The sequence below is a fragment of the Robertmurraya sp. FSL R5-0851 genome, from assembly GCF_038002965.1.
In the GTDB taxonomy this organism is placed as follows: Bacteria; Bacillota; Bacilli; order Bacillales; family Cytobacillaceae; genus Robertmurraya_A; species Robertmurraya_A beringensis.
Genome location: NZ_JBBOOE010000001.1, coordinates 1,676,822 through 1,701,612, shown reverse-complemented (window position 1 = coordinate 1,701,612; position 24,791 = coordinate 1,676,822). Strand labels below are relative to the sequence as shown.

Genomic DNA, 24,791 nt, shown 5'->3' with positions numbered 1-24,791 from the left:
GATACACTTCCAATATTATAATATTTTTTAAAATAAAGAATGCTGACTATCAACGACTAGTCAGCATCTATTATATTTAGGTTAAAACACGATTCACGGCTTCAATTACCCTTCCTTCATCAAAGGGTTTTACAATGAAGTCTTTAGCTCCGGCTTCAATCGCTTCTACGACCATACGCTGTTGGCCCATTGCAGAACACATGATCACTTTTGCTTGTGGGTAGTTCTGTCTAATTTCTTTCATGGCCTCTAAGCCACTCATCTCAGGCATTGTAATGTCCATTGTAACCAAATCTGGTTGTCGCTCATGAAAAAGAGCGATTGCTTCTCTGCCATTTTCAGCCTCTCCCACGATCTCGTGGTTATTTCGAATTAGAATGTCTGAAAGGGTCATTCTCATAAATTTTGCATCATCTACGATTAATATTTTTGCCATCGCTGGTACCCCCTCAACACTACAACAGAATCATATCTCTAAAATACATATTTAAATATAACGAAAATTACATTCAATGACAAAAAGAATATTTCGACTATTTTTGACAGTTGTATCAAAATGACTTAAGACTATTTTCCTATATTATAACAGAAAGATAGCTAAATCAAAAGCCTGTAAAACCACCAAACATATTGGTAAAAATGATAATAATCTTTGTCATCCAATCAAAAAATAGGACAATTCCCATTACTATCATAATATAGCCACCAATTTTCATTATTAAAACATTGTGGCGCTTGATCCATTGTAATTTCCCTATAAAGAAAGATAGGATAAAAAATGGAATGGCAAAACCAAGTATATAAGCAACCATGTATACCATACCTGAACCAGGATTTGTCGCAGCTAGGGCAATTACTGACATTAAGATAGGACCCGTACAAGGTGTCCAGCCAGCCGCAAAAGCAATTCCTATTAAAACCGAACCAAAATATCCTGACGGACGGTGTTTAAACTCATATCTTTTTTCCCTCATCAACGAATCCGGTTTCAGAATACCAACGACCACGAAACCAAAAAAGACGATCACAATGGCGCCTAATTGACGAATGAGATCCTGATAGCCAGCAAAAATTTCACCAATAAAGGAGCTTCCAAAGCCGATCGCAATAAAGATAATGGAAAATCCAACTAAGAAAAACAAGGTATGTAATAAGCTGCGTCTTTGTAGCATGGCATTATCCGTCTTCAGTTCTCCTACTGACATACCAGTAATATACGAGAGGAACGCAGGATATAAAGGAAGACAGCAAGGAGAAATAAAGCTCAAAAAGCCGGCTCCAAGTGCAATTAATACGTTTACATCGGTCAAATGTAACCACTCCTAAAAAAATCATTCTTATTAATTTTATCAAAAGATAAATAGAAAAGATAATAATTAATATTTGAACATTCTGTGACAGCAACAAAAATCGGGCAAGCTCCAGACTCCATATAACTGTATGTAAGAACCCTGAAAAAATGTTAATCACCAAACAAAATTGTCTATTTCTAGATTTTTTCTTTTGAAATTCTCCTATTTCTTGGGTATACTATGTATATAGTTTCACGAAAGATTTTGGATATTATTTGGAAGGGACTAAACAGAATTGTCAAAACAGGAATTTTTAGCACTCATTGAAAAGAAACGAGCGGAGCTAATCGAGATCGCTATGATCAGTGGACTGAATTCTTCTACTGCCCTTCATTACAGTCAGGAATTGGACAATCTTTTAAATGAATATAACCGTATCTTTTTAAAAAAGGTTCCCACCTATTAAAAACAGCTTGAGCCGAAAGCAACTCAAGCTGTTTATTTTTTAGCTGACAACATCCTCTATTCTATCGGCTAAATTATTTTGGAGAAGATACATCTTATAGTACAAACCTCTTAGTGATAGCAGTTCCTGATGACTACCCCTCTCGACGATTTCCCCTTGATGCAACACTAAGATCAGTTCGGCATCTTGAATGGTCGACAATCGGTGGGCAATGGCAATCGTTGTTCGACCTTTTCGCATACGTGAAAGCGCCTCTTGAATCGCTTCTTCAGTCTCTGTATCAATATTGGCGGTTGCTTCGTCCAAAATTAATATTTTTGGACTAGCTGCTACCGTCCGAGCAAAGGCAATCAGTTGCCGTTGCCCACTTGATAGCGTAGACCCTCTCTCCACCATTTGATGCTCGTATCCTCCCTCAAGCTTCTCAATAAATGGATGTGCTTGAACAAACTTCGCAGCTGCTTCTACCTCTTCCATGCTCATCTTCTCATTATGCAAACGAATATTGTCTGCGACGGTTCCAAAAAACAAGAAAGGATCTTGAAGAACCAGACCCATCTTTGTCCGAAGTTCTTTTTCGGGATATTCTTTAATGGAATGCCCATCCACTAAAATTTCTCCTCTTTCAAATTCATAAAATCTCATCATTAAATTAATAATCGAGCTCTTGCCACTTCCGGTGTGACCAACCAGGGCGACTGTTTCACCTGGTTTTGCAGTGAAGGAAATATTTTTTAATACATCTCTTTTCCCATCATATGAAAAACTGACATCACGAAATTCTATTTCGCCTTCTTGAATCCTATTGGCTGTTTCTTTTTGTGAAGGTGATACCTCCTGTTCATCAAGAACATTGAATACCCTAGAAGCTGCGACAATTGCTTGTTGGTATAAAGATAAGCGCATCATCATATTGTTCACCGGCTCAAAGAATCGATCTAGATAGTTAACAAACGCATACAACACTCCGATTTGGATAGGACTTTCAAATGACGAAACACCAAAATAGCTAAGAACGATAATCAAGGCTCCCACATAAACCAGGTCAATCGCAGGACGCAAAAGCAAACCATCTACTTTTATATTCCTCATACCGGCAGTATAATGCTTCTCATTGGTCACTCCAAATTCTTCACGCATTCTTTTTTCCTGACGAAATACTTGAATGATTCCCATCCCTTGAATCGATTCACTAAGCTTTGCATTCAGCTGGCTTAGTCGCTCCCTCATATCATGGTAAAATTTCGAGCTTAGTTTTCGGTACAAGTTCATAATAAAAAAAATCACTGGTAGAATGACTAAACAAAACAATGCTAGTTTAACATCCAAAATAAACATTGCGATAAAAATACCCGTAATGAGGAACCCGCTTTGGATAAACGTTACTAACACCGTCACAAACATATCTTTAATCGCTTCGGTATCATTCGTCACTCTTGATACAATGCTTCCAGCAGGTGTTTTGTCAAAAAATTTCAATCCAAGTGATTGAACCTTTGAGAAGACATCAATACGAATCTCTTGAATAATTTTCAAGGCAATTTCTTGGAATTTTAAGAGCTGAAAATAGGAGATAATGACGTTTAAAATTTGAATACCTAAATACGCGGCACCTAGCATGAATAACGGTTCAAACGAAAGATTTCTAGGCTTTAAGTAATCATCTATAAATACTTTGACTAAAATGGGTCCAAGTATATCACCAACTGTTGTAAGAATTAGGAGACAAAAAGCCAACCCTATCGTTTTCGAGTGAGGCTTCGCATAGGCTAGGAGCCGAACTAATACTTTCCACTGTTGTTTCCCTTCTGATAATTGCTGATTTTCCATCATTTATCCTCCATGCTCCACAAGATCTTCCAGCTGTTGCCTTAGGTACATTTCCTTGTACCATCCCTCTTGATCCATTAACGTATCATGTGTACCCGATTGCGCGATCTGTCCATTATCAATGACTATAATAAGATCAGCATGCTGAATGGCACTTAGTCGGTGAGAGGTAATGATTGTTGTTTTCCCCTCTCGGTTTTCTTTAAGTGATGTTAAAATCGCCTCTTCTGTTTTAGCATCGACCGCTGAAAGAGAATCATCTAGAATGAGCACTTCCGGATTTAATAATAGAGCACGAGCAATGGAAATACGCTGTTTTTGCCCACCAGATAACGAAACGCCTCGTTCTCCGACGACCGTATCATACCCATCAGTAAACTGAGTTATATCATCATGAATATTAGCTATTTTCGCTGCCTCGTGGATCTCTTCTTTTTCACATAGAGACTTGGCGAAAGAGATATTTTCACCGATCGTAGCAGAAAATAGGAAATGGTCCTGTGGAACATAGCCGACTGCCTCTCTTAATTTGTCGATTTTATATCGTGTAATGTGCTGACCACCGAATATGATTTGACCATCGGTAACATCATATTCCCTGATCAATAGCTTTAATAATGTCGTCTTCCCGGCACCTGTTTTCCCTACAATTCCAAGTGTTTGTCCCCTTTTCAACTCAAAATGAATATCATGTAGGATGGGTTCTGCTTCGTTCGGATAAGTAAATTGCTGAATCTCATATTGAATATCTCCGCTTGGAGTCACATTTAACGCTGCTTCTTCATCGACAATATCCGCTTTTTCATTTAATAGTGAGATAACGCGATCATAAGAAGCTCTACCTCTTTCAACGATATTAAACAACCACCCGAAGGCAAGCATAGGCCAAATTAATAAGCCTAAATAGGTTGTAAAAGAAACCAACTGTCCAATCGTTAACTCACCATTTATTACATATCTAGCACCAAATGTAAGAGAAAGAAAAAATGAAATTCCTACAATAATAGAAATCGTCGGATCAAACAAGGAGTCCACCCGTGCAACGGAAATATTTTTATCTACTACATCATTGGATTGCTTTCGAAAATCTTCTATATCTTCTTTTTCCTGACCAAAGGTTTTTATCACTTTTATTCCTGTGATACTTTCCTGTGTTTTATCGTTTAACGATGAAAAGGCCTCCTGCGCGAGATGAAAACGCCTGTGTAGTAACGTTCCGTACCAACTGGTTAAAATCGCCATAAACGGCATCGGAATCAAGCTAATTAACGTAAGCTTCCAGCTGATGGTAAAAGCCATGGCAAGAATGACAAAGCCACCTGTAGAAAGGGAATCGACAAAGGTGAGTACCCCTACACCTGCCGTCTGCTGTATCGCTTGAATATCATTGGTCGCATGTGCCATCAAGTCTCCCGTTCTTCTTCTTTGGTAAAAGGATTGTGACATTGAAGTAAAATGATGAAACAATCGATTTCGTAATTGCATGGAGAGCTTAACTGCTGAACCAAAAATCATGATTCTCCAATAATACCTAAGTATGTACATCATTAGAGCAGCCCCTACAAGTAGGAGCAAATATGTCCCTAATATCTTCATCGTTAAGGACCCTTGCTCAATATGATCGACTACAAGCCCAATCACTTTTGGAGGAACAAGCTGCAAAAATGCAACAATTAACAACAGAAGAACCCCAGTAATATATGCTTTTTTCTCCTGCTTGAAAAACCACATCAAATCAATAAAAACTTTCATTCCCCACAACCCCCAACCCTAAAAAACAATTCCTGTAACTAGAATAGTTTACCAAATCTTGTGAAAATAAGGAAGATACTTGCAGTGTTTTGGTATTGTAGTTTAATGAATGGGTGAAGTATTGGTATTTCAACTTCATAATTTAGTTCCTTCGTCCCACTAATTCCTGGAAATCATAGGCTTTAAAATCAAATTTAGTTCCCTCATTCCACTAATTCCTGGAATTCATAGGTCTTAAAATCAAATTTAGTTCCCTCATTCCACTAAATACTGGAATTCATAGGTCTTAAAATCAAATTTAGTTCCCTCATTCCACTAAATACTGGAATTCATAGGTCTCAAAATCAAATTTAGTTCCCTCATTCCACTAATTCCTGGAATTCATAGGTCTTAAAATCAAATTTAGTTCCCTCATTCCACTAATTCTTGGAATTCATAGGTCTTAAAATCAAATTTAGTTCCCTCTTTCCACTAAATACTGGTAACCATAGGCGCTAAATTAGTCCTTCACAATAAAAAACGCCATGATGGCGTTTTCATTGCGTACTATTATTGTTTTTATCGTCACCCTTACCTGGATGAACGGCCTGGTAAATAGCATTTGAAAATTGGTCGACTTCTTCCATCGTTCCACCATGCATCTGGTTGTCTGCACCTAGCTTACTTTTATCCCCTTTAACTGGGTTATGAATGCGTACCATATTTCCCACCTCCTCCTCTATAGGATGGACATTTCCCATCATACTTATCAATATTTAGATAGTGATGGACGAAATCACAATGTCCTGTATAATAGATGAGATAATAATTACAGGGTGAGTGTGATTAGGTGGTTAATGCAATAGGATATGTCACGTTTTTAACATATGAACTAAATCAAAAATTTTCTATTCGAAAGAACCATAATGTAATTAAACTACATAGCTGAATGAATTTCATAATTATGAGCCCTACGGGCTCAAGGTTTTTTAGATACTAAAAAAGGAGTACCTCCCCAAATGTCGAAATGAGTAAGTGACCAAACCAACTCTAACGACTGGAGGAAGACTCCCTATGCCTATTATAAGACAAGGAAGCCTATTTAGCATTCAAGATTTATTCGATCTAGAACCTACCCAACGATATAATGCCATTTTCTCAACTATTGACATGGACACTGCTGTTTTTGCCGTCTCAAAAAAATCCTGGTTAGGTGCTCCAACAGAGTTGAATTACTCTGCGATGATCTATTCTTTGGTGGCTAGATTTATCGAGCGTATTCCTACAATCAAGGATCTTATTAAAAGACTTAAACATGATTTTATCTTTCGTCTTGAATGCGGATTTTTAGTTTCGGATCAGATTCCTTCTGAAGCTTCATATTCCCGTTTAATTGAGAAGCTATCAGAAACAAACGCCATTGAGAAAACTAAGGAATCCATTCTTCTTCATGCCATTGAAGAAGGTTTTGTTAATGATGAAAACATAGCGATTGATGCCACACATTTTGAAGCAAGGGATCATGCACCTGCCCAAGAAAAAAAACCAAAACCAGAACCGAAAAAGCGTGGCCGTAAAAAGAAAGAAGAAAAAGAACAATTTGATCAACAAAAACTCGAAGAACAGCTGAATATGACTCTTTACGAAAAGCCTATTTCCGCCCAACTTGATGTTTCCCTAGAAGAGCTCCGCTCAGAAATGCCTGTAGAACCCGCATGGGGGATTAAGAAAAACAGCGAAGGAAAAAACGAGTTCTGGTATGGATACAAAGCCCACCTTGCGGTTGGCTCGAAGAGTCAATATATTCTTCAATCCATTATGAGTTCTGGTAACTTGAATGATGGCAAGGCTGCGATACCTCTTTTAAAGGGTATTCAACAACTTCCGCTTTCTATTCAGTATGGCTCCATGGATGCAGGCTATGATTTTGTTCCAATCTATCAACAACTTTTTCGGATGGATGCTCACTCCATTATCGCTTATAACAAACGTGGTGAAGGTGAAATAGTTGGTTATGATCAACATTTCGCTCCTACTTGCGTCAGAGAGCACTCGTACCGCTATGATAGCTATGACAAGACATATAAATCTTTAAAATTTGTTCGGCCAAAAGAGTGTAAAGATTGTCCTTTAGCAAAAGACTCGTTATGTCAAAAAGTCTATAAAGTCAGAATCGAAACAGACCTCAGAAAATACACAGCACCAGCACGAGGTTCAGAAAAATGGAAAACCCTTTTCGCAGAAAGAACAGCTGTTGAACGGGTAAATGCGTATTTGAAAGAATTTTTCCAATTAGGTAATGTCCGTCATCGAAAGGGAAAAAAAGCAAAACTTCATTTTGATTTTGTCACACTTGTTTACAATGCTTCAAAATTAGCTGTAGACCGTATTAGAAAACAAATGGAAATCCAACAAAAACAAGTAGCTTAATTTTAAAAAAGTACAATTTCTCATTAGGGATTTTCTCGACTTTTTTAAAAGAAGGCAATTATGAAATTGATTCAGCTACAAAGAAATTGCTGATCAATATAATAGACCCGCATATGAGGTTACATGTAAATATAGTGTCTACCTACCTGCACATTATGAATGTAAATCATTAGAGGACTATACAGGTAGAGTCTATCCCTTCTTAGAGCATTTTCTTAAAAACATTATTCGAACTGAAGTCCATAGCTTAACTTATAAAGAACCTCCGATAAGGAAGAGGCGAAAAAAGGAAAAAAATTCAGCAGAATAAAAAAACACCTTTTCTGTTTGTTTGTGCAGAAAAGGTGGTCTTTATTTGGGATTGAGTCAATCAAAACATAAGCCTATGTACAGGGCTTGTCCGTGACAAATTACTTGCCCGTTTGCTTGTTCATTGCTGACATCATTTGATTGATTTTCTTCTGAGATGGTTTCATTCCCATTTGCATCATCATCATTTTTAGCATTTGTTCATTGATTGGTGGGTTTTTCTTTAAGTAGCTCATCATGTAACGGCGAGCAATGAAAAAACCTAGTGCAACACCTGCTGCTAAAGCAAGTACGCCTACTAGAATATGCGTCCACATACTAAACTTCCTCCTTCATGTTGTCTATCATACAGTGTACTAAACCAAATGCTATTATACAATATTTGCTGTGCAATTTCTCCTATTTTAAATTAACTTTCTTTCCTTAATTGGTCTGAGCCACCCGTAACGCTCATGTCCGAGGTCAATTGCCAAAAATGAGCTTTCACTTTTACGTAAAACTTCGAAGAAAAGTGTCTCCGCATCGTAACTACCAAATGCATGAATAGTAATATGCTTTTCGAATATCTCTAGTTTGGCAGAGCTTACATGTCCATTTTGAATATAGTATATCCCCTGTTTGTGTTCAAAATCCTGATTTTTTCCTAGTTGTTGAAGAATATATTGTTGAAGGCGAAGTGTCGATAGAGGTTTTGTAATAAACTGGATTTGTTTTTTTAATATATTTTTCAGTTCACCGAAGGATTCATTATACTCAGCAAACAGATCAAAGAACATCTTTTCTCTACCAAAATAATGAGAGGCAAATTCATCATCGATTAAATACAACTGATATGTTCTCACCAAGCTCCTCCTCGTCTGACCAAATAATGTTATTTCTCTCTATTATAAAGAAGTAGAAATAGAACGTTTGTCTTACGTCGTCAAAAACTTCCACTATTTTTGTCGGAAAAAGTCGTAGATCTTGATGCATGAAAAAAAGGCTGTTCTATTTCTAGAACAACCTTTTCAAACTTATAATAGAGCCTTAACTCTAGCAACTACATTTTCTACTGTAAATCCGTATTCTGCCATGATTTTTTCACCAGGAGCAGAAGCACCGAATGTATCAATTCCTAATACTTCCCCTTCATCTCCTGCATAACGATGCCATCCTAGAGATGATCCCATTTCAATAGCTAAACGCTTCTTAACAGTTGGAGGAATAACACTTTGCTTATATTCACGAGATTGCTTTTCGAAGCGATCCCATGAAGGCATACTTACTACTGAAGCTGAAATTCCTTCTGCATCAAGTGCTTTTTGTGCTTCAACAGCTAAACCTACTTCTGAACCAGCAGCAAGCAATAATACATCTGCTTGTTCTTTAGATGCTGGTGAAATAACATAAGCACCTTTCTTAACGCCTTCATATGCATTTTTATCTGTGTCTTTAATGGTAGGTAAATCCTGTCTTGTTAACACTAAAGCTGTTGGAAGATCAGTTGATTCAAGTGCAAGCTTCCAAGCTGCTGCTGTTTCATTACCATCAGCCGGACGAATAACACCTAAGTTTGGCATTGCACGTAATGCAGCAAGCTGTTCAACTGGCTCATGTGTTGGTCCATCTTCCCCAACTGCAATTGAGTCATGAGTGAACACATACGTTACAGGAAGACCCATTAATGCAGCTAATCTAATAGCTGGACGTAAGTAGTCAGAGAATACAAAGAAAGTTCCTCCAAATACCTTTACTCCACCATGTAGAGCCATACCATTTAACGCAGCACCCATCGCAAATTCACGAACGCCAAACCAAATGTTCTTACCTTCAAACGATTCAGGAGTAAAATCACCTACACCTTTAATCATTGTTTTGTTAGAACCAGCAAGGTCAGCTGAACCCCCGATAAATGAAGGCGTGTTCTTAGCGATTGCATTAAGAGCTTCACCTGATGATGCACGGCTAGCAAGTGCTTTTCCTTCAGGATATACAGGAAGATCCTTGTCCCAACCTTCTGGAAGCTCACCTTTAATAGCAGCTGATAACTGTTGAGCAAGCTCTGGGTAGTCATTTTTATAAGAAGCGAACATGTCGTTCCACTCGTTTTCTTTCTTTACACCAGTTTCCACAATGTATTTATTAAATGTATCATATACTTCTGTGGGAACATGGAAATCTTCTTCAAACGTCCATTGGTAAGCTTCTTTCGTTAGCTTTAATTCATTTGCTCCAAGTGGGGCACCATGAACATCTGATTTACCAGATTTGTTTGGTGAACCATAACCGATTACAGTTTTTACTTCAATTAGTGTAGGACGGTGTTGATCACCTTGAGCATCTTCAATTGCTTTTGCAATTTCCTCAAGGTTATTTCCATCCTCTACACGAATGTATTGCCATCCATATGAATCAAAACGTTTTTCAACACTTTCAGAGAATGAACGGTCTAAGTCACCATCAAGAGAGATATCATTTGAATCATATAATACAACTAGACGACCAAGTTTTAAATGTCCTGCAAGTGAAGCAGCTTCAGCAGAAACACCTTCCATTAAGTCTCCGTCACCACAAATGCTATATGTATAATGATCTACTACATTGTAGTTACCTTTGTTATAAGTAGCAGCTAAATGTCTTTCAGCCATCGCCATACCAACTGCCATTGCAATTCCTTGCCCTAGTGGTCCAGTGGTTGCATCTATACCTGGTGTATGTCCAAATTCAGGATGACCTGGAGTTTTACTTCCCCATTGACGGAAGCTCTTAAGATCATCCATCGTTACGTCATAGCCTGATAAGTGAAGAAGACTATACAGCAATGCAGAACCATGCCCTGCAGATAAAACAAAACGATCACGGTTAAACCACTCTGGGTTTTTAGGATTATGATTCATAAAGCGCGACCATAATGTATAAGCCATTGGAGCAGCACCCATCGGCATACCCGGATGACCGGAATTAGCTTTTTCAATCGCATCAATTGATAAAGTACGTATTGCGTTTATTGCTAGTACATCATTTTGTTCAAACATTTTTTCAACCCTTCCTATTCTTTATCTAATAATCCCACTTTTTAATATTATATCTGCTCTACTATTTATACAACAGATTGGCTAAATAAATTTTGAAAAAAACACATATTTTATAATTTTCTGTGTATTCTATCATTTCCTGGTGAATAAATTTAGAAATTAATGTAGTTTTTTGCTATTTTTTAGTTTCTTAAGCTTTTCAGGTGTTACATCCTCGCCCAAAGGATCAATAATTTTTACACCTTCGAGCGTTCCTAGCATAGATGATCGAAATATTTGTAAATATTCACTACGAAGCTTTGACTGCTCCTTTGCTTCCGCTTCTGTTAACCCTTCAGCTTTTGCTTTTTTTGCTAGTTCATTAATTCTAGCGATTCTTTCCTTCGGTAGCATCTCTTTGCTCCTTCACTTTTAGTTTTACCAATAGAAATCATGTTACTAAAAGATATAGTCTTTGACAAGGAAGAAGCGTAAAGAGGTACGAATAACAAAAAATGCCAACAATTTTTATGACTTGTTAGCATTTGGTGAGATATTTTTTAGATGTTTTTCCTCTTCTATGTATTCAAGATATCTTCGATTTACTGTAGCTTTTGAGATTTCATAGCCGAAACCTCTTAAAGTTGCAGCGATTTCCGAAAATGTTAAATCATTGTCTCGTAACCGTACAATCTCTGTTATCGGTACTTCAATACGCTCTCTCCCTGCATGAACACCGTTATTTTTCAGATTTTTCTCTGGTCTGTAACCGTTTTGAACAGCTCGGTTCATTCCTCTTTTAATTTTACTATTATGAAGCTTTCGCTGATATTCCTCTACCATACTTACAATTTGCAATACCATAGAATCCGATTCAGATAATTGTAACTCACCGTTATGTGAGACACTGAAAAGTTTGATGTTATCCTTTAGTATACAATGAAGCAAAGCGATTTTGGCATTTCCTCTACCAAGTCTCGTTTCATCTTGAATAAGGACTGCATCTACTTTCTCATTCTTTAATCGTGAAAGTAGGAGCAAAATACCCTCTCTGTCAAAGTCATAACCACTTGCCTGTTCCTTTATCACTTCAACAACTTCCATGTCGTGTTGTTTTGACAGCTTCAATAACTCTTCTTCCTGTCTTTTTAGAGAAGAGTACTGTGATTCTTTTTCAGTACTTACTCTACAATAGATAATTGCCTTCATATTTCCTCCTAATTCGAAGCAAGCTCTCTAACAGCGGAATCGTTTAATTCTACAGGTATATAGATTTCATCACCTACTAACAATACGTTCCCATTAATATCATTAATTTCTTCTACCCAGGATACAAACTCTGTTTCAGACAAAGCATGCTTATCAGCGTAGTTTTGACAAAGGTCCCAAAGAGTTTCTCCTTCATTAATCGTTACAGACATATATTTTTCCTCAACTGATTCACCACTAGAAATTACTAAAATAATCGACGCTAGGATAGATAAGATAACTAGAATAATAGCATATGAATATTTGTTCCATAAAGTTTTCATGTAAAACACCTCTATTAGAATGTATGTTCGTATTTATGTTATTATTATAGACCGAACATTTGTTTTGTGTCAACAATTATTCGAACTTATGTTTGTATGCACTGGTAGAACATGCTATAATATAGTCAAGATTAACCAATGAGGGGCGGTAAGTATGACAAAACTATCAAAACGTCAGGTCGATATACTAGAATATATAAAAGAAGAAGTTAAGCAAAAGGGCTATCCGCCTTCCGTTCGTGAAATTGGGGAAGCGGTTGGTTTAGCTTCAAGCTCAACCGTACACGGCCATTTAGCTAGACTTGAAAGCAAAGGGTATATTCGAAGAGATCCAACAAAGCCAAGAGCTATTGAGATTCTGGATCTTGATGAGGTGGTAAGCAATATACCAAAATATAATATCGTTAACGTTCCTGTAGTCGGAAAAGTAACAGCTGGTATACCTATAACTGCTATTGAAAATGTTGAAGAGTATTTTCCTCTCCCGGAACGCCTTGCCCCCGCGGATGAACAAGTATTTATGCTTGAGGTTATGGGAGACAGTATGATTGAAGCTGGAATCCTTGATGGAGATTACGTGATCGTGAAGCAGCAGCAAACAGCGAATAACGGAGACATCGTTGTTGCCATGACCGAGGAAGATGAGGCGACAGTTAAGAGATTCTTCAAAGAAAAAGATTATGTTCGTTTACAGCCGGAGAACTCTTCTCTAACACCAATTATCCTACGAAATGTGTCTATCCTAGGAAAAGTTATCGGAGTATATCGTCATATTCATTAATAAAGGAAAGCAAGCATCAATAAATGCTTGCTTTCTTTTTTTACATACAATGGATCAAAGCTCTTTCTTCGACTGAACATTGAGATTATTATTCATAAACGCCACCTCACCATTTACATTCAATCATACAAAGAACCCTCAACACCAGAAAGTGTTGAGGGTTTCTTTATAAGGATTAATACATTGACATGTATTGCTCACGCTCCCATGGATGTACTTGTGTACGGAACATATCCCACTCGATCTCTTTTGCTTCCACGAAGTGTTCGAAGATATGCTCTCCAAGAGCGGTAATCATTGTTTCGTCTGATTTTAAGTTATCTAAAGCAGCAGCAAGTGTAGCTGGTAGATCTTCGATACCAACAGCTTGACGCTCTTCTTTGTTCATAACGTAGATGTTACGGTCAACTGGAGCTGGCGGTGTTAAAGAGTTCTTCACTCCGTCAAGACCAGCAGCAAGTAATACAGCCATTGCTAAGTAAGGGTTAGCAGCAGGGTCAACGCTACGTACTTCTACACGAGTGGAAATTCCACGAGATGCAGGGATACGGATTAGCGGTGAACGGTTTCTAGCAGACCATGCAACGTAGCAAGGTGCTTCGTAACCAGGTACTAAACGCTTATAAGAGTTTACAGTTGGGTTCGTTACAGCTGTAAAGTTAGGAGCGTGCTTAATGATACCAGCGATGAACTGACGAGCAGTGTCGCTTAGTTCTAGGTTTCCAGTTGGATCAAAGAATGCGTTCTTGCCTTCTTTGAATAATGAAACGTTACAGTGCATTCCAGAACCGTTTACTCCGAATAATGGCTTCGGCATGAATGTTGCATGTAGACCGTGCTTACGTGCAATTGTTTTAACAACAAGCTTGAACGTTTGGATTTGGTCACAAGCGCTTAATGCATCAGCATATTTGAAGTCGATTTCGTGTTGTCCTGGAGCAACCTCATGGTGTGATGCTTCAATTTCAAAGCCCATTTCTTCAAGCTCTAACACGATATCACGACGGCAGTTTTCACCAAGGTCCGTTGGAGCAAGGTCGAAATATCCACCGTTGTCGTTTAATTCAAGTGTAGGTTCTCCAGCTTGGTCAAGCTTGAATAAGAAAAATTCTGGCTCAGGTCCAAGATTGAAATCAGAAAATCCTAAGTCTTGCATTTCTTTAATAATTCTTCTTAAGTTGTTACGTGGGTCACCTGCAAATGGAGTTCCATCTGGATTGTAGATGTCACAGATTAAACGTGCCACTTTACCTTTTTCAGCTGTCCAAGGGAAAACCACCCATGTGTCTAAGTCTGGATATAAGTACATGTCTGACTCTTCAATACGAACAAAACCTTCGATAGAAGAACCGTCAAACATCATTTTGTTGTCTAAAGCTTTTTCAAGCTGACTGATAGGAATCTCCACGTTTTTGATAGTTCCTAAGATGTCAGTGAATTGCAAACGAATAAACTTTACATTTTGTTCTTCTGCCATTCTTGTAATATCATCTCTTGTAAACTTAGCCATTTTGTTTCCTCCCTTGAATAGTAAATCTCTTTTTATTAGTGGAAAAAGCGTGACATATCACCTTGGCGCAATGACGAACGATTAAAGCGGCCAGCATGCATAAGCTCTGAGCGCAACATTTTTCGTAACTCATCATCGGACAGATCACGTCTTGCTTTCTCTGCTTCCTTCACCATTTCTTCTGAAAGCACCTGTTGCTCTTTCACAGAAAAAATTTGCTTAATTCCTGCAAGATTCACACCTTGCTCGATCAGATCTTTTATTTCTAAAAGTTGATCAATGTCATTCAAAGAAAACATTCTTCTGTTTCCCTCTGTTCTAGCCGGAGAGATCAATTGGTGCTCTTCATAATATCGAATTTGTCTTGCAGATAGTTCTGTAAGCTGCATCACAATTCCAATTGGAAATAATGGCATGGAACGACGGATATCACTTCCGCTCATTTGTAGTCCCTCCATTTCTCTCTTTCATATTTTCATTATATGAAATGTCAGTTTTTCTGTCAACATAATGTTAGTTTATATAACATGGAATTTTTGTAGAAAAAGAGAAATATTAAAATACCCTACATAATCTACTTAGTTGAGACTAATTAGTTGTTTTTCTGCTAATCGGTTCAACGCAATCAGTATGGCCAATTTCACATGAGAATAAGTTAGTCCCCCTTGTACATAAGCAACGTACGGTGGTCGAATCGGTCCATCGGCGCTCAGTTCAATGCTCGCTCCTTGAATAAATGTTCCCGCAGCCATAATCACATCATCTTCATAACCAGGCATATAAGCCGGGTATGCCGTTACATGTGAATTAATAGGAGAAGCAAATTGAATAGCTTGACAAAAGGCAATCATTTTCTCTTTGTCATCAAACTGAACCGATTGAATTAAATCTGTCCGTTCTGCGTCCCAGGACGGATTTGTGTTCATTCCTAATCTATCAAGAATAGCTGATGTAAAAACCGCACCCTTTAATGCTTGTCCAACCACATGCGGAGCTAAAAAGAAACCTTGGTACATTTCTTGAAGGCTATAAAGAGAGGCACCCGCTTCTGCTCCGATACCTGGTGAGGTCATCCTATAGGCGCATGCTTCTACATATTTTTCTTTTCCAACGATATACCCACCGGTTTTGGCAAGTCCCCCACCAGGGTTCTTAATTAAGGAGCCTGCCATTAAGTCAGCTCCTACATGACAAGGCTCCATTAACTCCACAAATTCACCATAACAATTATCAACAAATACGACAACATCTTCTTTTATATTTTTAACAAATTCAATCATTTCTCTAATTTGATCAATGGTAAAAGAAGGTCGATTTGCATACCCTTTAGAACGCTGAATACCGATCATTTTTGTATTTGGTTTGATCATGGTTTTTACATATTCGTAATTGACCTGTCCATCCTCTTTTAAGTCCACACTTTGATAGGATATCCCAAATTCCTTTAATGAACCTACACCATTCCCACGAATCCCTACTATTTCCTCCAATGTATCATACGGTTTTCCCGTTATGTACAAGAGCTCATCTCCTGGTCTTAACACACCAAATAAAGCGATGGAAATGGCATGCGTCCCGGAGATGATTTGCGGACGAACAAGCCCTGCTTCTCCACCAAACACATCGGCATAAATTTTCTCTAAAGTATCTCTACCAATATCATCATAGCCATACCCTGTTGAAGGGATAAAGTGTGAATCACTTACTTGATGACGTTGATAGCTTTCTAAAACGCGAAACTGATTCGCTTCCACCGTCAGGTCAATTTGTTGATGCTTCATAAAAATTTGCTCTTCGACCTGCCGAACAATCGGCTTTAATGCTTCCCCAAATGTGAAATGCTGATACATGATGTTCTCCTAACTAAATGCTGTATTGATTTATTTGTCCTAATATTTGGTGATCATTGAGTACATATCCTTTGCATAGATACATATCCTTTTCTTCTTCGAATGCTAGCTCCCTTAGTATCGTATCATTTTTTAATTGAGCTAACAGCTTTCCTTCTGTGGAAGGAACCTCAACTTGGTAAAATTTCATTTCTGAAATAATCACCTGTTCCATTTTTTGCTTTAATAAAAAGCGATCTTCTTCACTAAATGCAGAAATCTGCAAAGTTTCCGTTTTGGCAGTTGGAACAAAGTCAGGATTTTTCATATCTCTCTTATTATAAACGGTCAATTGTGGGATTTGCTGAATATCTAAATCCTCGAGTAACTTATGTACGGTTTGTTCATGCTGATATGAGTCCGCACTCGACATATCCACGACGTGTAAAAGAAGATCTGCTTCTCGTACTTCCTCCAAGGTAGAACGAAAGGCAGCAACCAAAGTTGTTGGAAGGTCTTGAATAAATCCAACCGTGTCTGTTAGTAATGTACTAAAACCGCTTGGAAGAATCATTTTTCTCGTCATAGGGTCAAGTGTGGCAAACAGCTGATTTTCCTCGAACGAATCTGCTTCCGTTAAGCGATTGAAAATTGTCGATTTCCCCGCATTCGTATATCCAACAAGCGCCACTTGAAAGGCTTTATTCTTTTTCCGACGCTCACGATATCGATCACGATGCTGCACGATTACTGCGAGCTGGGCTTTAATATCGTCAATTCGTCTTCGAATATGTCTTCGGTCGGTCTCAAGCTGGGTTTCCCCCGGACCTCTCGTCCCTATTCCAGCACCCAGTCGAGAAAGCTGTGTTCCTTGCCCACCCAATCTGGGAAGTAGATATTGAAGCTGGGCCAATTCGACTTGAAGCTTCCCTTCTTTCGAACGTGCACGTTGGGCAAAAATATCCAAAATCAACTGCGTTCGATCAATAATTCTCGCAGAGATGTCTTTTGATAGATTTCGTACCTGACTCGGCGAAAGCTCATCATTAAATATGATAATATTTGCTTCTGTTTCCTCCTCTAACGCTCTTAACTCTTCAACTTTCCCTTTACCTATGTATGTAGATGGATGGATTCTGTCTCTCTTTTGAGATAATGTTGCTTGTACTGTACCTTTCGCGGTCTCCGTTAAAGAAGCGAGTTCCTCCATCGAATAGTGAAATCTTTCGTCATCCTCAATCGTTTGACAACCAACGAGAATCACCTTTTCATATTCATGCTTTTGATCCAAGAAATCACCTCATTATCCTTTTTTCATATCATACCAAATAATTGTTTTTAATACTAATTTGCTAATAACAAATAAAGCAGGCTACTTGTAGCCTGCCCCCTTTTTACTCATCTTCTTCAAATATAAGATCATTGCTTCGTATGGTCATTAAATCATGCCGATCGAAGTTGTTTATCATTAACAACCTCATTGCCTGGGCACGAATCGATTTTTCAAGTACATTTCTTACGTATCGTCCATTCGAGAAACCAGCTGGACTAAACGCAGATTTCACCCAAATGAGATGTTCTCGAAGCTTTCTTTCTGCTTCATGGCTCAAGGTGTATTCCTTTTCCTTCAGCATTCTTTGCCCAATTTCCATAAGTTGCTCAATGCTGTAATCCGGAAAATCGATAACAAGCGGAAATCGAGAATGCAATCCAGGATTGAGTGTGAGAAACTCATCCATTTCTCTCGAATACCCTGCCAAAATTAAAATGAATTCATGTTGCTTATCCTCCATATGTTTGACGAGTGTATCAATGGCTTCTTTACCAAAGTCTTTCTCCCCACCCCTACCAAGAGAGTAGGCTTCATCAACAAAAAGAATCCCTCCGAGAGCCTTCTTTACGAGATCTCTTGTTTTTTGGGCAGTATGTCCGATGTATTCACCGACTAGATCAGCCCGTTCCGCTTCAATTAAATGACCTTTCGTTAGGACATTCATTCGTAGAAATAACTTCCCAATCAACCTAGCAACCGTCGTTTTCCCTGTTCCAGGATTGCCTTTAAACATCATATGGAGCGCTTGTTTTCCTGCTTTTAATCCAGCAGCTTCTCTTTTTTTGTTCACATATATCCATGCGTAAATTTCCTTTATCATTCGCTTCATTTCTTCCATTCCAACAAGCGCACCAAGTTCTTCCTCAATCTCCTTTAATGCTGCATGCTCAGGGGGAATGGCCTTTGGAGCCACATATGGTTCGGTAACAGTGGGTTTTCGTTTCTGTGAATTTAAGACAATGCTGATTTGTCCATTGTTTTTCATTCGAATTGGTTGGTCCAAAGCTTTCACCTCACATAATAAAACAGTATACGCGCTTGGTGCATGATTTGTGACAAATGCCTATAATCAGCTATATTCATGGTCTCAAAGTAGTCATGCTTTTCCCATTATTTAAGCGATTACTCTATATGTATTCAAAAATATTTATTTTAGAAATCAAAGACCCGCTTCCGTGAAGAAAGCGGGTCTTGAATGAAGTTCCATTATTGATTTTGACCATCTAAATCAATTTGCACATTACGCAATGGAGAGAATGTGGAAATGGCATGCTTATATACAAGCTGTTGCTTCCCTTCACATTCAAATAGAATCGTAAAGTTATCAAAGCCTTTAATTGTTCCTCTTAATTGGAAGCCATTCAACAAAAACACCGTACAATTTGTACTGTCTTTGCGAAGTTGATTTAAAAATTGATCCTGGATATTAATGGCTTGCTTCATAATAAATCCTCCTCTTTTATCTCTATTTCATATGTATTCGATTTTATTTTTAGCTTTCCTTCAATATACGTAGAAATTTCCTTAATTTTTTTTCGAATCTGTTGCTCATTTGTCACATGTGTCATATCAAACCAAGTAACATCCATTTTATTTCTGAACCATGTGAGCTGACGTTTTGCATATCGTCGAGAGTTCTGCTTTAATTGTTCGATCGTTGATTCAAGCGATTGTTCTTTTGAAAAATAATGAAACCATTCCTTATAACCAATGGCTTGTAAAGCCTGTGTATGCATAAGCCCTTTGTCATACAATTTTCTCACTTCTTCTTCTAAACCTTCAGTTATCATTTCATCAACTCTTGCATTAATACGATCGTACAGACGCTCACGTTCCATGGTTAACCCAATGATGGAAATATCATACAACGGTTCAATCACTTGCTCCGATTGTATTTCTGTTAATGTTTGCCCTGTTGTTAAATAAACCTCTAATGCACGGATGACACGACGTACGTTATTTGGATGTATACGCCTAGCACTTATTGGATCTACTTCAGACAACTTCTTATGAAGAACTTCCACCCCATCTGTCTTCACTTGCTCTTCCAGCTTTTGTCTCAGTTCCTCATTATTGGGAGCATCAGAAAATTGGTAGTCATAGATGGCTGATTGAATGTACAACCCCGTTCCACCAACAATCATTGGTAGCTTTCCTCGATTGGTGATTTCCGTAATTTTCAGTCGTACAAGCTCTTGAAACTCCGCTACTGAAAACGTCTCTTCTGGATCCTTAATATCAATGAGATGATGAGTAATTCCTTCCATTTCTTCTTGCTTAATCTTGGCTGTTCCTATATTCATTTCTTTATATATTTGCATTGAGTCGCCACTAATTATTTCACCATTAAACCGCTTAGCTAATTCAATGCTCGTCTTCGTTTTCCCAACGGCTGTTGGTCCAATGAGGACGACGACTTTTTCCTTCTCCTGTTTCATGTTGACACTGCCTTTACAAATTTCTTTAGATGCTTTGTAGTATAACATGTAACTCCATTAACATAAAACTAGAAGCAGGTTAGCCTCTATGCATTATAACCAGATTTCAACCCGTTATACCTTTGTCATACACTTCCATTTCTTTCTTTTTTCATTACAATTATATAACGATTCGATAACAATCGACAGAGAACCCCCAAATTCGTGCTACTTTATATGAAGAGTGTAAAGAGACTTAAAATGAATTGGTGGGATAGATATGTTTGGAACGTTAGAGATTGGAATTGATTTAGGTACAGCAAACGTACTTGTATATAGTAAAAATAAAGGAATTGTCTTTAATGAGCCTTCTGTTGTCGCTCTAGATACTACAACGAATAAAGTCGTTGCGGTGGGACTAGAAGCAAAAGCAATGATTGGAAAAACTCCTGGTAAAATTACAGCGATTCGTCCTCTAAAAAACGGAGTGATTGCCGATTATGATATCACTTCGGAATTATTAAAGTACATTATTACAAAAGCATCAACCAGAATGGGGTTAACGATTCGAAAACCGAATGTGGTCATTTGTACACCAGCTGGCTCTACGAGTGTGGACAAGAGAGCCATCCAGGATGCCGCAAGAAACGCAGGTGCCAAAAAGGTCTTTCTTATTGAAGAACCAGTGGCCGCAGCGATCGGAGCCGGACTTCCCGTGGACGAACCTGTAGCCAATGTGGTAGTAGATATTGGCGGAGGTTCTACTGAAGTTGCGATCATATCATTCGGAGGCGTCGTTGCCTGCCACTCTATTCGCATTGGTGGCGATCATTTGGATGACGATATTATTCAGTATGTAAGAAAAGAATACAATGTTCTAATTGGAGAGCCCACTGCCGAGCAAATTAAGATGGAAATCGGTTATGCCCTAGTGGACCATGAAAAAGAAGTGCTTGAAGTTCGAGGAAGAGACCTGCTAACCGGTTTACCAAAAACGATCGAACTACATTCCTACGAAGTTCGTGATGCTATTAAAGAATCACTACTTCATATACTAGAAGCAGTTCGTGCTACGTTAGAAGACAGTCCAGCCGAGTTAAGCGGTGATATTGTAGACCGAGGAGTCATTTTAACTGGTGGTGGATCTTTATTAAAAGGCATGGAGCAGTGGCTAAGCGAGCAAATCTTCGTTCCCGTTCATTTAGCAAATGAACCCTTAGAATCAGTAGCCATCGGTACGGGTAGGGCACTTGATTTTCTTCACAAGTTACCTTCTGTTGCAAGGTAAGATACCCACAATCTTCGAAAAAGTCCCACGGTCTACCCGTTGGGACTTTTTCGTTTCAATAATACCATCTACCTTTATTATCAAAAAGGGCTCCACCGAGCAACCCCGCACCAAATCCTAGTAACCCTGCACCGAGCGGACTAATTCCTCCGCCATATCCCACTCCAGGACCACCGCCATAACCTAAGCCGAATCCCCCTCCAAACCCAGGAGTAAATCCAGGTCCTCCATAAGGAGAAGGGTATCCATAGCCTGAATGACCAAACTTGGGTGCTCCATAGCCAAAAAAGGGACTATATTTTGAACCTCCAACACCGACCGTACTTGGTACCTGGTCTTCAAATCCATAGTATTTAGCATCAGGATAACCAAAACTATCAAATTGGGAAAACGGGTTGTAGTTTGGATATCCACCAAGATTCCCCATACCGAAAGGGAAAGGTCTTCTCATTCCTCGTTTCAATTGGCATTCCCCTTTTTTCTAGGTTGTATACAAAATACTATATGTACTTATCCTAAAAACGGGTATATATCACGGATAAATAGGCTCATAAAAAAAGCCCCCAAAGAAAAGGAGCTCTACTCAATATGCTTTCTTCTCAATCTGTTAAAATAAATAAATATAGGTAGAGGAATGACGATAAATCCTAAGCTTTTAATCATTTGATTTTTGGCATTTTCTCTAATTCTTGCTTTTTCATCTTCTACCAACTGTTCATAATCAGCTCGTAGCTCTTCCTCGCTAATTTGCGTGTTTCCTCCTACCTTTTCACTCTCACGCATCATCTCGTAATCGGAAAAACTTTGATAATACCCTGATGGACTCACTAAGTCAGCAGTAACCATAAATATGGAAATCCCACCACCGATGACCATCATTAATGTCGCGAATAATACTAAATATGTGTATAAGTGCCGTATCATGGTTTCATCATCCTCCTTGTTTTTGTTTTTCGCAATATAAGCAATGGCAAAAATAACGATTACAGCAGGAAGAATTGTCGTTAGCAAACCAAAAACAAACATTGATCCTCCCCCTTTCTACCTTCAATATATAGGATTAATGATGCGCATGCTATACAATTTGTTCGACACTTTTCTCGATTTTACCCTTTTTGTGTAAAATTACTCTAATAATAAAAAAAAGAAGAACTGGATTCTATTGAATCCAGTTCTTACATTACACGTTTAAACATTTTTTCCATCTCATAGGTAGAATAATGAATAATAATTGGCCTTCCATGCGGACAGGTAAACGGATCTGAAGTAGACCGCAACTCATCTAAAAGTGCCTGTATTTCATCCTGCCGCAAATGATGGTTTGCTTTTATGGATGCCTTACAGCTCATCATAATTGCCGCTTCTTCACGAAGTTTATGAATATCGACCTTTTTCATTTGTAGAAGCTGCTCGATCATTTCCTCCATAAGTTCTTTCTCTTCCCCTTTCGGAAGCCACTGTGGATGTGAGCGAAGAATAAAGCTGTTGTGACCAAACGGCTCTAAAAACACACCCACTTTCTCTAACTCGTGTTGATGTTCTAGAATCTTTAACGCTTCGTCAGAAGAATACTCAAGCGTTATCGGCACAAGTAACTCTTGAAGCTCATTTTGAACATCTCCCACCTTTTCACGGAAGTACTCATATTTAATTCTTTCCTGTGCCGCATGCTGATCAATAATATAAAGCCCTTTTTCATTTTGAGCTAGAATATACGTCCCATGCATTTGACCGATTGGATAAAATGGAGGAACTCTCATTTTGGTCTCTTGTAGATGATCCCTTTCATCTACAATTTCTTCTATCTCAATCTCCGCAACCGTTTCCGTCCTAACCGGTGCCAAGGTTTCTTCTTTAACAATGCTAACAGGCCTTTGAATCACTTCGACTCTTTCCGTTGTAATAGGTTCTCTTAAAATGGACTCTGTAAAAACGGTTCTCTCAACAGGGAGCTCTTTTTCCACCACATGATCCAGCTCGAAAAAGGTTTGCTCTGATTGTGGCTTTTCTTTTTTCTCCTGTTGAATAAAACCGGATGGAATCAGCTCTTGGCTTTTAAATACCTTTTTAATGGCATCTGTGACGAGTTGGTTTAACTCTTGTTCCTTACTTAAACGGACCTCCATCTTAGACGGATGCACATTTACGTCTACTAAAATAGGATCCATTTCGACTGACAATAAGACAATCGGATAACGACCAATGGGTAATAAGGTATGATAACCTTCCTGCACCGCTTTTACGAGGGGATAGTTTTTAATAAATCGTCCATTAATCATGGTAGAAATATAGTTCCTTGACGCTCTCGTAATCTCAGGAAGAGCGATCCAACCTTTTACCTGATAATCTAGTGAAGTAGCTGAAATAGGTACCATTTTCTTCACGATGTTTACTCCATAAATGGCAGCTAATACTTGCCGGACATCACCGTTTCCCGTAGTGTGAAGGAGCTTTCGATCATTATGAATCAGGCGAAACGAAATTTCAGGATGGCTGAGCGCAAGACGGTTCATAATATCCGTAATATTCCCAAGCTCTGTGTGAACGGTCTTCAAATATTTCAAGCGGGCAGGCGTGTTGAAGAATAGGTCCGTAACAATAATATCGGTTCCTTTTCTGGCAGCCGCTGCCTCATGAACCTGCAAAACTCCGCCCTCAAACACGACTCTTGAACCCACATCACCGGTTGATGTTTTCATTTCAAAATGACTTACCGAAGCGATACTGGGCAATGCTTCTCCACGAAACCCTAGTGTTCGGATTCGAAACAAGTCATCATCATTTTTTATTTTACTAGTAGCGTGACGCTGAAACGCCATTAGCACATCCTCTTCCGAAATACCGTCACCGTTGTCGAGTATTCTGATCTTACCTAATCCCGCTTCCTCAACCTCTACTTCAATGACAGTACTACCTGCATCAATTGCATTTTCTACCAGTTCCTTTACAACAGATGCCGGTCGTTCAACCACTTCTCCGGCAGCAATTTTATTCGATAGTCGGTCATCTAATTGAATGATTTTCCCCATCGTCTCACCTCCCTGAGATGT

The 24,791-nt window shown here is 38.5% G+C and carries 25 protein-coding genes; 4 read left to right on the top strand and 21 right to left on the bottom strand.

Going from position 1 to position 24,791, the window contains the following annotated elements:
* Window positions 1-76: 76 nt before the first annotated feature.
* Both MKX65_RS08790 and MKX65_RS08785 read right to left on the bottom strand, forming a co-directional pair.
* Window positions 77-436 carry a response regulator gene (locus tag MKX65_RS08790; protein ID WP_160545509.1) on the bottom strand — a complete coding sequence of 120 codons (360 nt, stop codon included), beginning with the start codon at window positions 434-436 and terminating at the stop codon, window positions 77-79.
* A 166-nt stretch (window positions 437-602) separates the two neighbouring features.
* A complete protein-coding gene (locus MKX65_RS08785; protein ID WP_160545510.1) occupies window positions 603-1,310 on the bottom strand; it encodes a cytochrome c biogenesis protein CcdA in 708 nt (235 codons plus the stop codon).
* A gap of 277 nt (window positions 1,311-1,587) precedes the next feature.
* Between MKX65_RS08785 and MKX65_RS08780 the strand changes: the two genes are divergently transcribed.
* On the top strand, window positions 1,588-1,758 hold the full coding sequence (locus MKX65_RS08780; protein ID WP_119707638.1) for an aspartyl-phosphate phosphatase Spo0E family protein: 171 nt from the start codon (window positions 1,588-1,590) through the stop codon (window positions 1,756-1,758).
* A 39-nt stretch (window positions 1,759-1,797) separates the two neighbouring features.
* Here MKX65_RS08780 and MKX65_RS08775 read toward each other — a convergent pair whose 3' ends face one another.
* The 3 genes from MKX65_RS08775 to MKX65_RS08765 all read right to left on the bottom strand — a co-directional run bounded on the left by MKX65_RS08775 (window position 1,798) and on the right by MKX65_RS08765 (window position 6,041).
* On the bottom strand, window positions 1,798-3,588 hold the full coding sequence (locus MKX65_RS08775; protein WP_160545511.1) for an ABC transporter transmembrane domain-containing protein: 1,791 nt from the start codon (window positions 3,586-3,588) through the stop codon (window positions 1,798-1,800).
* 3 nt (window positions 3,589-3,591) lie between these two features.
* Complete coding sequence (locus tag MKX65_RS08770; protein ID WP_160545512.1) at window positions 3,592-5,340, bottom strand: ABC transporter transmembrane domain-containing protein; 1,749 nt, start codon at window positions 5,338-5,340, stop codon at window positions 3,592-3,594.
* 536 nt (window positions 5,341-5,876) lie between these two features.
* Entirely contained in the window at window positions 5,877-6,041 is a 165-nt protein-coding gene (locus MKX65_RS08765) for a hypothetical protein (RefSeq protein ID WP_340903271.1), read from the bottom strand.
* A 352-nt stretch (window positions 6,042-6,393) separates the two neighbouring features.
* Here MKX65_RS08765 and MKX65_RS08760 point away from each other — a divergent pair, with 352 nt between their 5' ends.
* Window positions 6,394-7,749: a transposase gene (locus MKX65_RS08760; RefSeq protein ID WP_340903269.1), complete on the top strand. Its 1,356-nt coding sequence runs from the start codon at window positions 6,394-6,396 to the stop codon at window positions 7,747-7,749.
* 410 nt (window positions 7,750-8,159) lie between these two features.
* Here the strand turns inward: MKX65_RS08760 and MKX65_RS08755 are convergent, their stop codons facing one another.
* From MKX65_RS08755 to yneA, 6 genes are all read right to left on the bottom strand, one after another.
* On the bottom strand, window positions 8,160-8,375 hold the full coding sequence (locus MKX65_RS08755; RefSeq protein ID WP_119707634.1) for a YneF family protein: 216 nt from the start codon (window positions 8,373-8,375) through the stop codon (window positions 8,160-8,162).
* Window positions 8,376-8,462: 87 nt separating this feature from the next.
* Window positions 8,463-8,900: a sporulation inhibitor of replication protein SirA gene (sirA, locus tag MKX65_RS08750; RefSeq protein WP_340903268.1), complete on the bottom strand. Its 438-nt coding sequence runs from the start codon at window positions 8,898-8,900 to the stop codon at window positions 8,463-8,465.
* A 171-nt stretch (window positions 8,901-9,071) separates the two neighbouring features.
* The gene (tkt, locus tag MKX65_RS08745; RefSeq protein WP_340903267.1) at window positions 9,072-11,072 is read right to left on the bottom strand and encodes a transketolase; all 2,001 of its coding nucleotides are present in this window, start codon (window positions 11,070-11,072) and stop codon (window positions 9,072-9,074) included.
* Between the two features lie 159 nt (window positions 11,073-11,231).
* The gene (locus MKX65_RS08740; protein ID WP_160545516.1) at window positions 11,232-11,465 is read right to left on the bottom strand and encodes a DUF896 domain-containing protein; all 234 of its coding nucleotides are present in this window, start codon (window positions 11,463-11,465) and stop codon (window positions 11,232-11,234) included.
* A gap of 114 nt (window positions 11,466-11,579) precedes the next feature.
* Window positions 11,580-12,260: a YneB family resolvase-like protein gene (locus tag MKX65_RS08735; RefSeq protein WP_160545517.1), complete on the bottom strand. Its 681-nt coding sequence runs from the start codon at window positions 12,258-12,260 to the stop codon at window positions 11,580-11,582.
* Between the two features lie 8 nt (window positions 12,261-12,268).
* Window positions 12,269-12,583, bottom strand: coding sequence for a cell division suppressor protein YneA (gene yneA, locus MKX65_RS08730; RefSeq protein WP_160545518.1), 315 nt, complete (start codon window positions 12,581-12,583; stop codon window positions 12,269-12,271).
* 154 nt (window positions 12,584-12,737) lie between these two features.
* Here yneA and lexA point away from each other — a divergent pair, with 154 nt between their 5' ends.
* On the top strand, window positions 12,738-13,364 hold the full coding sequence (gene lexA / locus MKX65_RS08725) for a transcriptional repressor LexA (RefSeq protein ID WP_160545519.1): 627 nt from the start codon (window positions 12,738-12,740) through the stop codon (window positions 13,362-13,364).
* 175 nt (window positions 13,365-13,539) lie between these two features.
* Here the strand turns inward: lexA and glnA are convergent, their stop codons facing one another.
* The 7 genes from glnA to miaA all read right to left on the bottom strand — a co-directional run bounded on the left by glnA (window position 13,540) and on the right by miaA (window position 20,474).
* Window positions 13,540-14,874 (bottom strand): type I glutamate--ammonia ligase, encoded by a 1,335-nt coding sequence (gene glnA, locus MKX65_RS08720; RefSeq protein ID WP_340903266.1) that lies wholly within the window; start codon window positions 14,872-14,874, stop codon window positions 13,540-13,542.
* 35 nt (window positions 14,875-14,909) lie between these two features.
* Window positions 14,910-15,317, bottom strand: a complete 408-nt coding sequence (locus MKX65_RS08715) for a MerR family transcriptional regulator (protein ID WP_066058366.1) — start codon at window positions 15,315-15,317, stop codon at window positions 14,910-14,912.
* Between the two features lie 135 nt (window positions 15,318-15,452).
* Entirely contained in the window at window positions 15,453-16,724 is a 1,272-nt protein-coding gene (locus MKX65_RS08710; RefSeq protein WP_340903265.1) for a methionine gamma-lyase family protein, read from the bottom strand.
* Between the two features lie 13 nt (window positions 16,725-16,737).
* Window positions 16,738-17,994 carry a GTPase HflX gene (hflX, locus tag MKX65_RS08705; RefSeq protein ID WP_160545522.1) on the bottom strand — a complete coding sequence of 419 codons (1,257 nt, stop codon included), beginning with the start codon at window positions 17,992-17,994 and terminating at the stop codon, window positions 16,738-16,740.
* A gap of 103 nt (window positions 17,995-18,097) precedes the next feature.
* A complete protein-coding gene (spoVK, locus tag MKX65_RS08700; RefSeq protein WP_160545523.1) occupies window positions 18,098-19,039 on the bottom strand; it encodes a stage V sporulation protein K in 942 nt (313 codons plus the stop codon).
* A 203-nt stretch (window positions 19,040-19,242) separates the two neighbouring features.
* Window positions 19,243-19,479, bottom strand: a complete 237-nt coding sequence (gene hfq / locus MKX65_RS08695) for an RNA chaperone Hfq (RefSeq protein WP_160545524.1) — start codon at window positions 19,477-19,479, stop codon at window positions 19,243-19,245.
* Complete coding sequence (gene miaA / locus MKX65_RS08690; RefSeq protein ID WP_340903264.1) at window positions 19,476-20,474, bottom strand: tRNA (adenosine(37)-N6)-dimethylallyltransferase MiaA; 999 nt, start codon at window positions 20,472-20,474, stop codon at window positions 19,476-19,478. The genes hfq and miaA overlap by 4 nt, the downstream gene beginning before the upstream one ends.
* Window positions 20,475-20,733: 259 nt before the next feature.
* On the opposite strand from miaA, the gene mreBH reads away from it, so the two are divergent.
* Entirely contained in the window at window positions 20,734-21,741 is a 1,008-nt protein-coding gene (gene mreBH, locus MKX65_RS08685; RefSeq protein WP_340903263.1) for a rod-share determining protein MreBH, read from the top strand.
* 55 nt (window positions 21,742-21,796) lie between these two features.
* Here mreBH and MKX65_RS08680 read toward each other — a convergent pair whose 3' ends face one another.
* From MKX65_RS08680 to mutL, 3 genes are all read right to left on the bottom strand, one after another.
* Window positions 21,797-22,204 carry a hypothetical protein gene (locus tag MKX65_RS08680; RefSeq protein WP_160545527.1) on the bottom strand — a complete coding sequence of 136 codons (408 nt, stop codon included), beginning with the start codon at window positions 22,202-22,204 and terminating at the stop codon, window positions 21,797-21,799.
* A gap of 116 nt (window positions 22,205-22,320) precedes the next feature.
* The gene (locus MKX65_RS08675; protein ID WP_340903261.1) at window positions 22,321-22,767 is read right to left on the bottom strand and encodes a hypothetical protein; all 447 of its coding nucleotides are present in this window, start codon (window positions 22,765-22,767) and stop codon (window positions 22,321-22,323) included.
* A gap of 149 nt (window positions 22,768-22,916) precedes the next feature.
* Entirely contained in the window at window positions 22,917-24,770 is a 1,854-nt protein-coding gene (gene mutL, locus MKX65_RS08670; protein WP_340903260.1) for a DNA mismatch repair endonuclease MutL, read from the bottom strand.
* Window positions 24,771-24,791: the final 21 nt, after the last annotated feature.

Excerpts from the sequence above, each read along its gene's own strand:
- mutL (WP_340903260.1), bottom strand. The coding sequence starts at position 24,770 with ATGGGGAAAATCATTCAATTAGATGACCGACTATCGAATAAAATTGCT.
- tkt (WP_340903267.1), bottom strand. The coding sequence starts at position 11,072 with ATGTTTGAACAAAATGATGTACTAGCAATAAACGCAATACGTACTTTA.
- yneA (WP_160545518.1), bottom strand. The coding sequence starts at position 12,583 with ATGAAAACTTTATGGAACAAATATTCATATGCTATTATTCTAGTTATC.
- MKX65_RS08765 (WP_340903271.1), bottom strand. The coding sequence starts at position 6,041 with ATGGTACGCATTCATAACCCAGTTAAAGGGGATAAAAGTAAGCTAGGT.
- lexA (WP_160545519.1), top strand. The coding sequence starts at position 12,738 with ATGACAAAACTATCAAAACGTCAGGTCGATATACTAGAATATATAAAA.
- MKX65_RS08755 (WP_119707634.1), bottom strand. The coding sequence starts at position 8,375 with ATGTGGACGCATATTCTAGTAGGCGTACTTGCTTTAGCAGCAGGTGTT.
- hfq (WP_160545524.1), bottom strand. The coding sequence starts at position 19,479 with ATGAAGCAAGCCATTAATATCCAGGATCAATTTTTAAATCAACTTCGC.
- MKX65_RS08675 (WP_340903261.1), bottom strand. The coding sequence starts at position 22,767 with ATGTTTGTTTTTGGTTTGCTAACGACAATTCTTCCTGCTGTAATCGTT.
- MKX65_RS08770 (WP_160545512.1), bottom strand. The coding sequence starts at position 5,340 with ATGAAAGTTTTTATTGATTTGATGTGGTTTTTCAAGCAGGAGAAAAAA.
- MKX65_RS08790 (WP_160545509.1), bottom strand. The coding sequence starts at position 436 with ATGGCAAAAATATTAATCGTAGATGATGCAAAATTTATGAGAATGACC.
- MKX65_RS08760 (WP_340903269.1), top strand. The coding sequence starts at position 6,394 with ATGCCTATTATAAGACAAGGAAGCCTATTTAGCATTCAAGATTTATTC.
- MKX65_RS08740 (WP_160545516.1), bottom strand. The coding sequence starts at position 11,465 with ATGCTACCGAAGGAAAGAATCGCTAGAATTAATGAACTAGCAAAAAAA.
- MKX65_RS08735 (WP_160545517.1), bottom strand. The coding sequence starts at position 12,260 with ATGAAGGCAATTATCTATTGTAGAGTAAGTACTGAAAAAGAATCACAG.
- miaA (WP_340903264.1), bottom strand. The coding sequence starts at position 20,474 with ATGAAACAGGAGAAGGAAAAAGTCGTCGTCCTCATTGGACCAACAGCC.
- MKX65_RS08715 (WP_066058366.1), bottom strand. The coding sequence starts at position 15,317 with ATGAGCGGAAGTGATATCCGTCGTTCCATGCCATTATTTCCAATTGGA.
- mreBH (WP_340903263.1), top strand. The coding sequence starts at position 20,734 with ATGTTTGGAACGTTAGAGATTGGAATTGATTTAGGTACAGCAAACGTA.
- glnA (WP_340903266.1), bottom strand. The coding sequence starts at position 14,874 with ATGGCTAAGTTTACAAGAGATGATATTACAAGAATGGCAGAAGAACAA.
- MKX65_RS08710 (WP_340903265.1), bottom strand. The coding sequence starts at position 16,724 with ATGTATCAGCATTTCACATTTGGGGAAGCATTAAAGCCGATTGTTCGG.
- MKX65_RS08775 (WP_160545511.1), bottom strand. The coding sequence starts at position 3,588 with ATGGAAAATCAGCAATTATCAGAAGGGAAACAACAGTGGAAAGTATTA.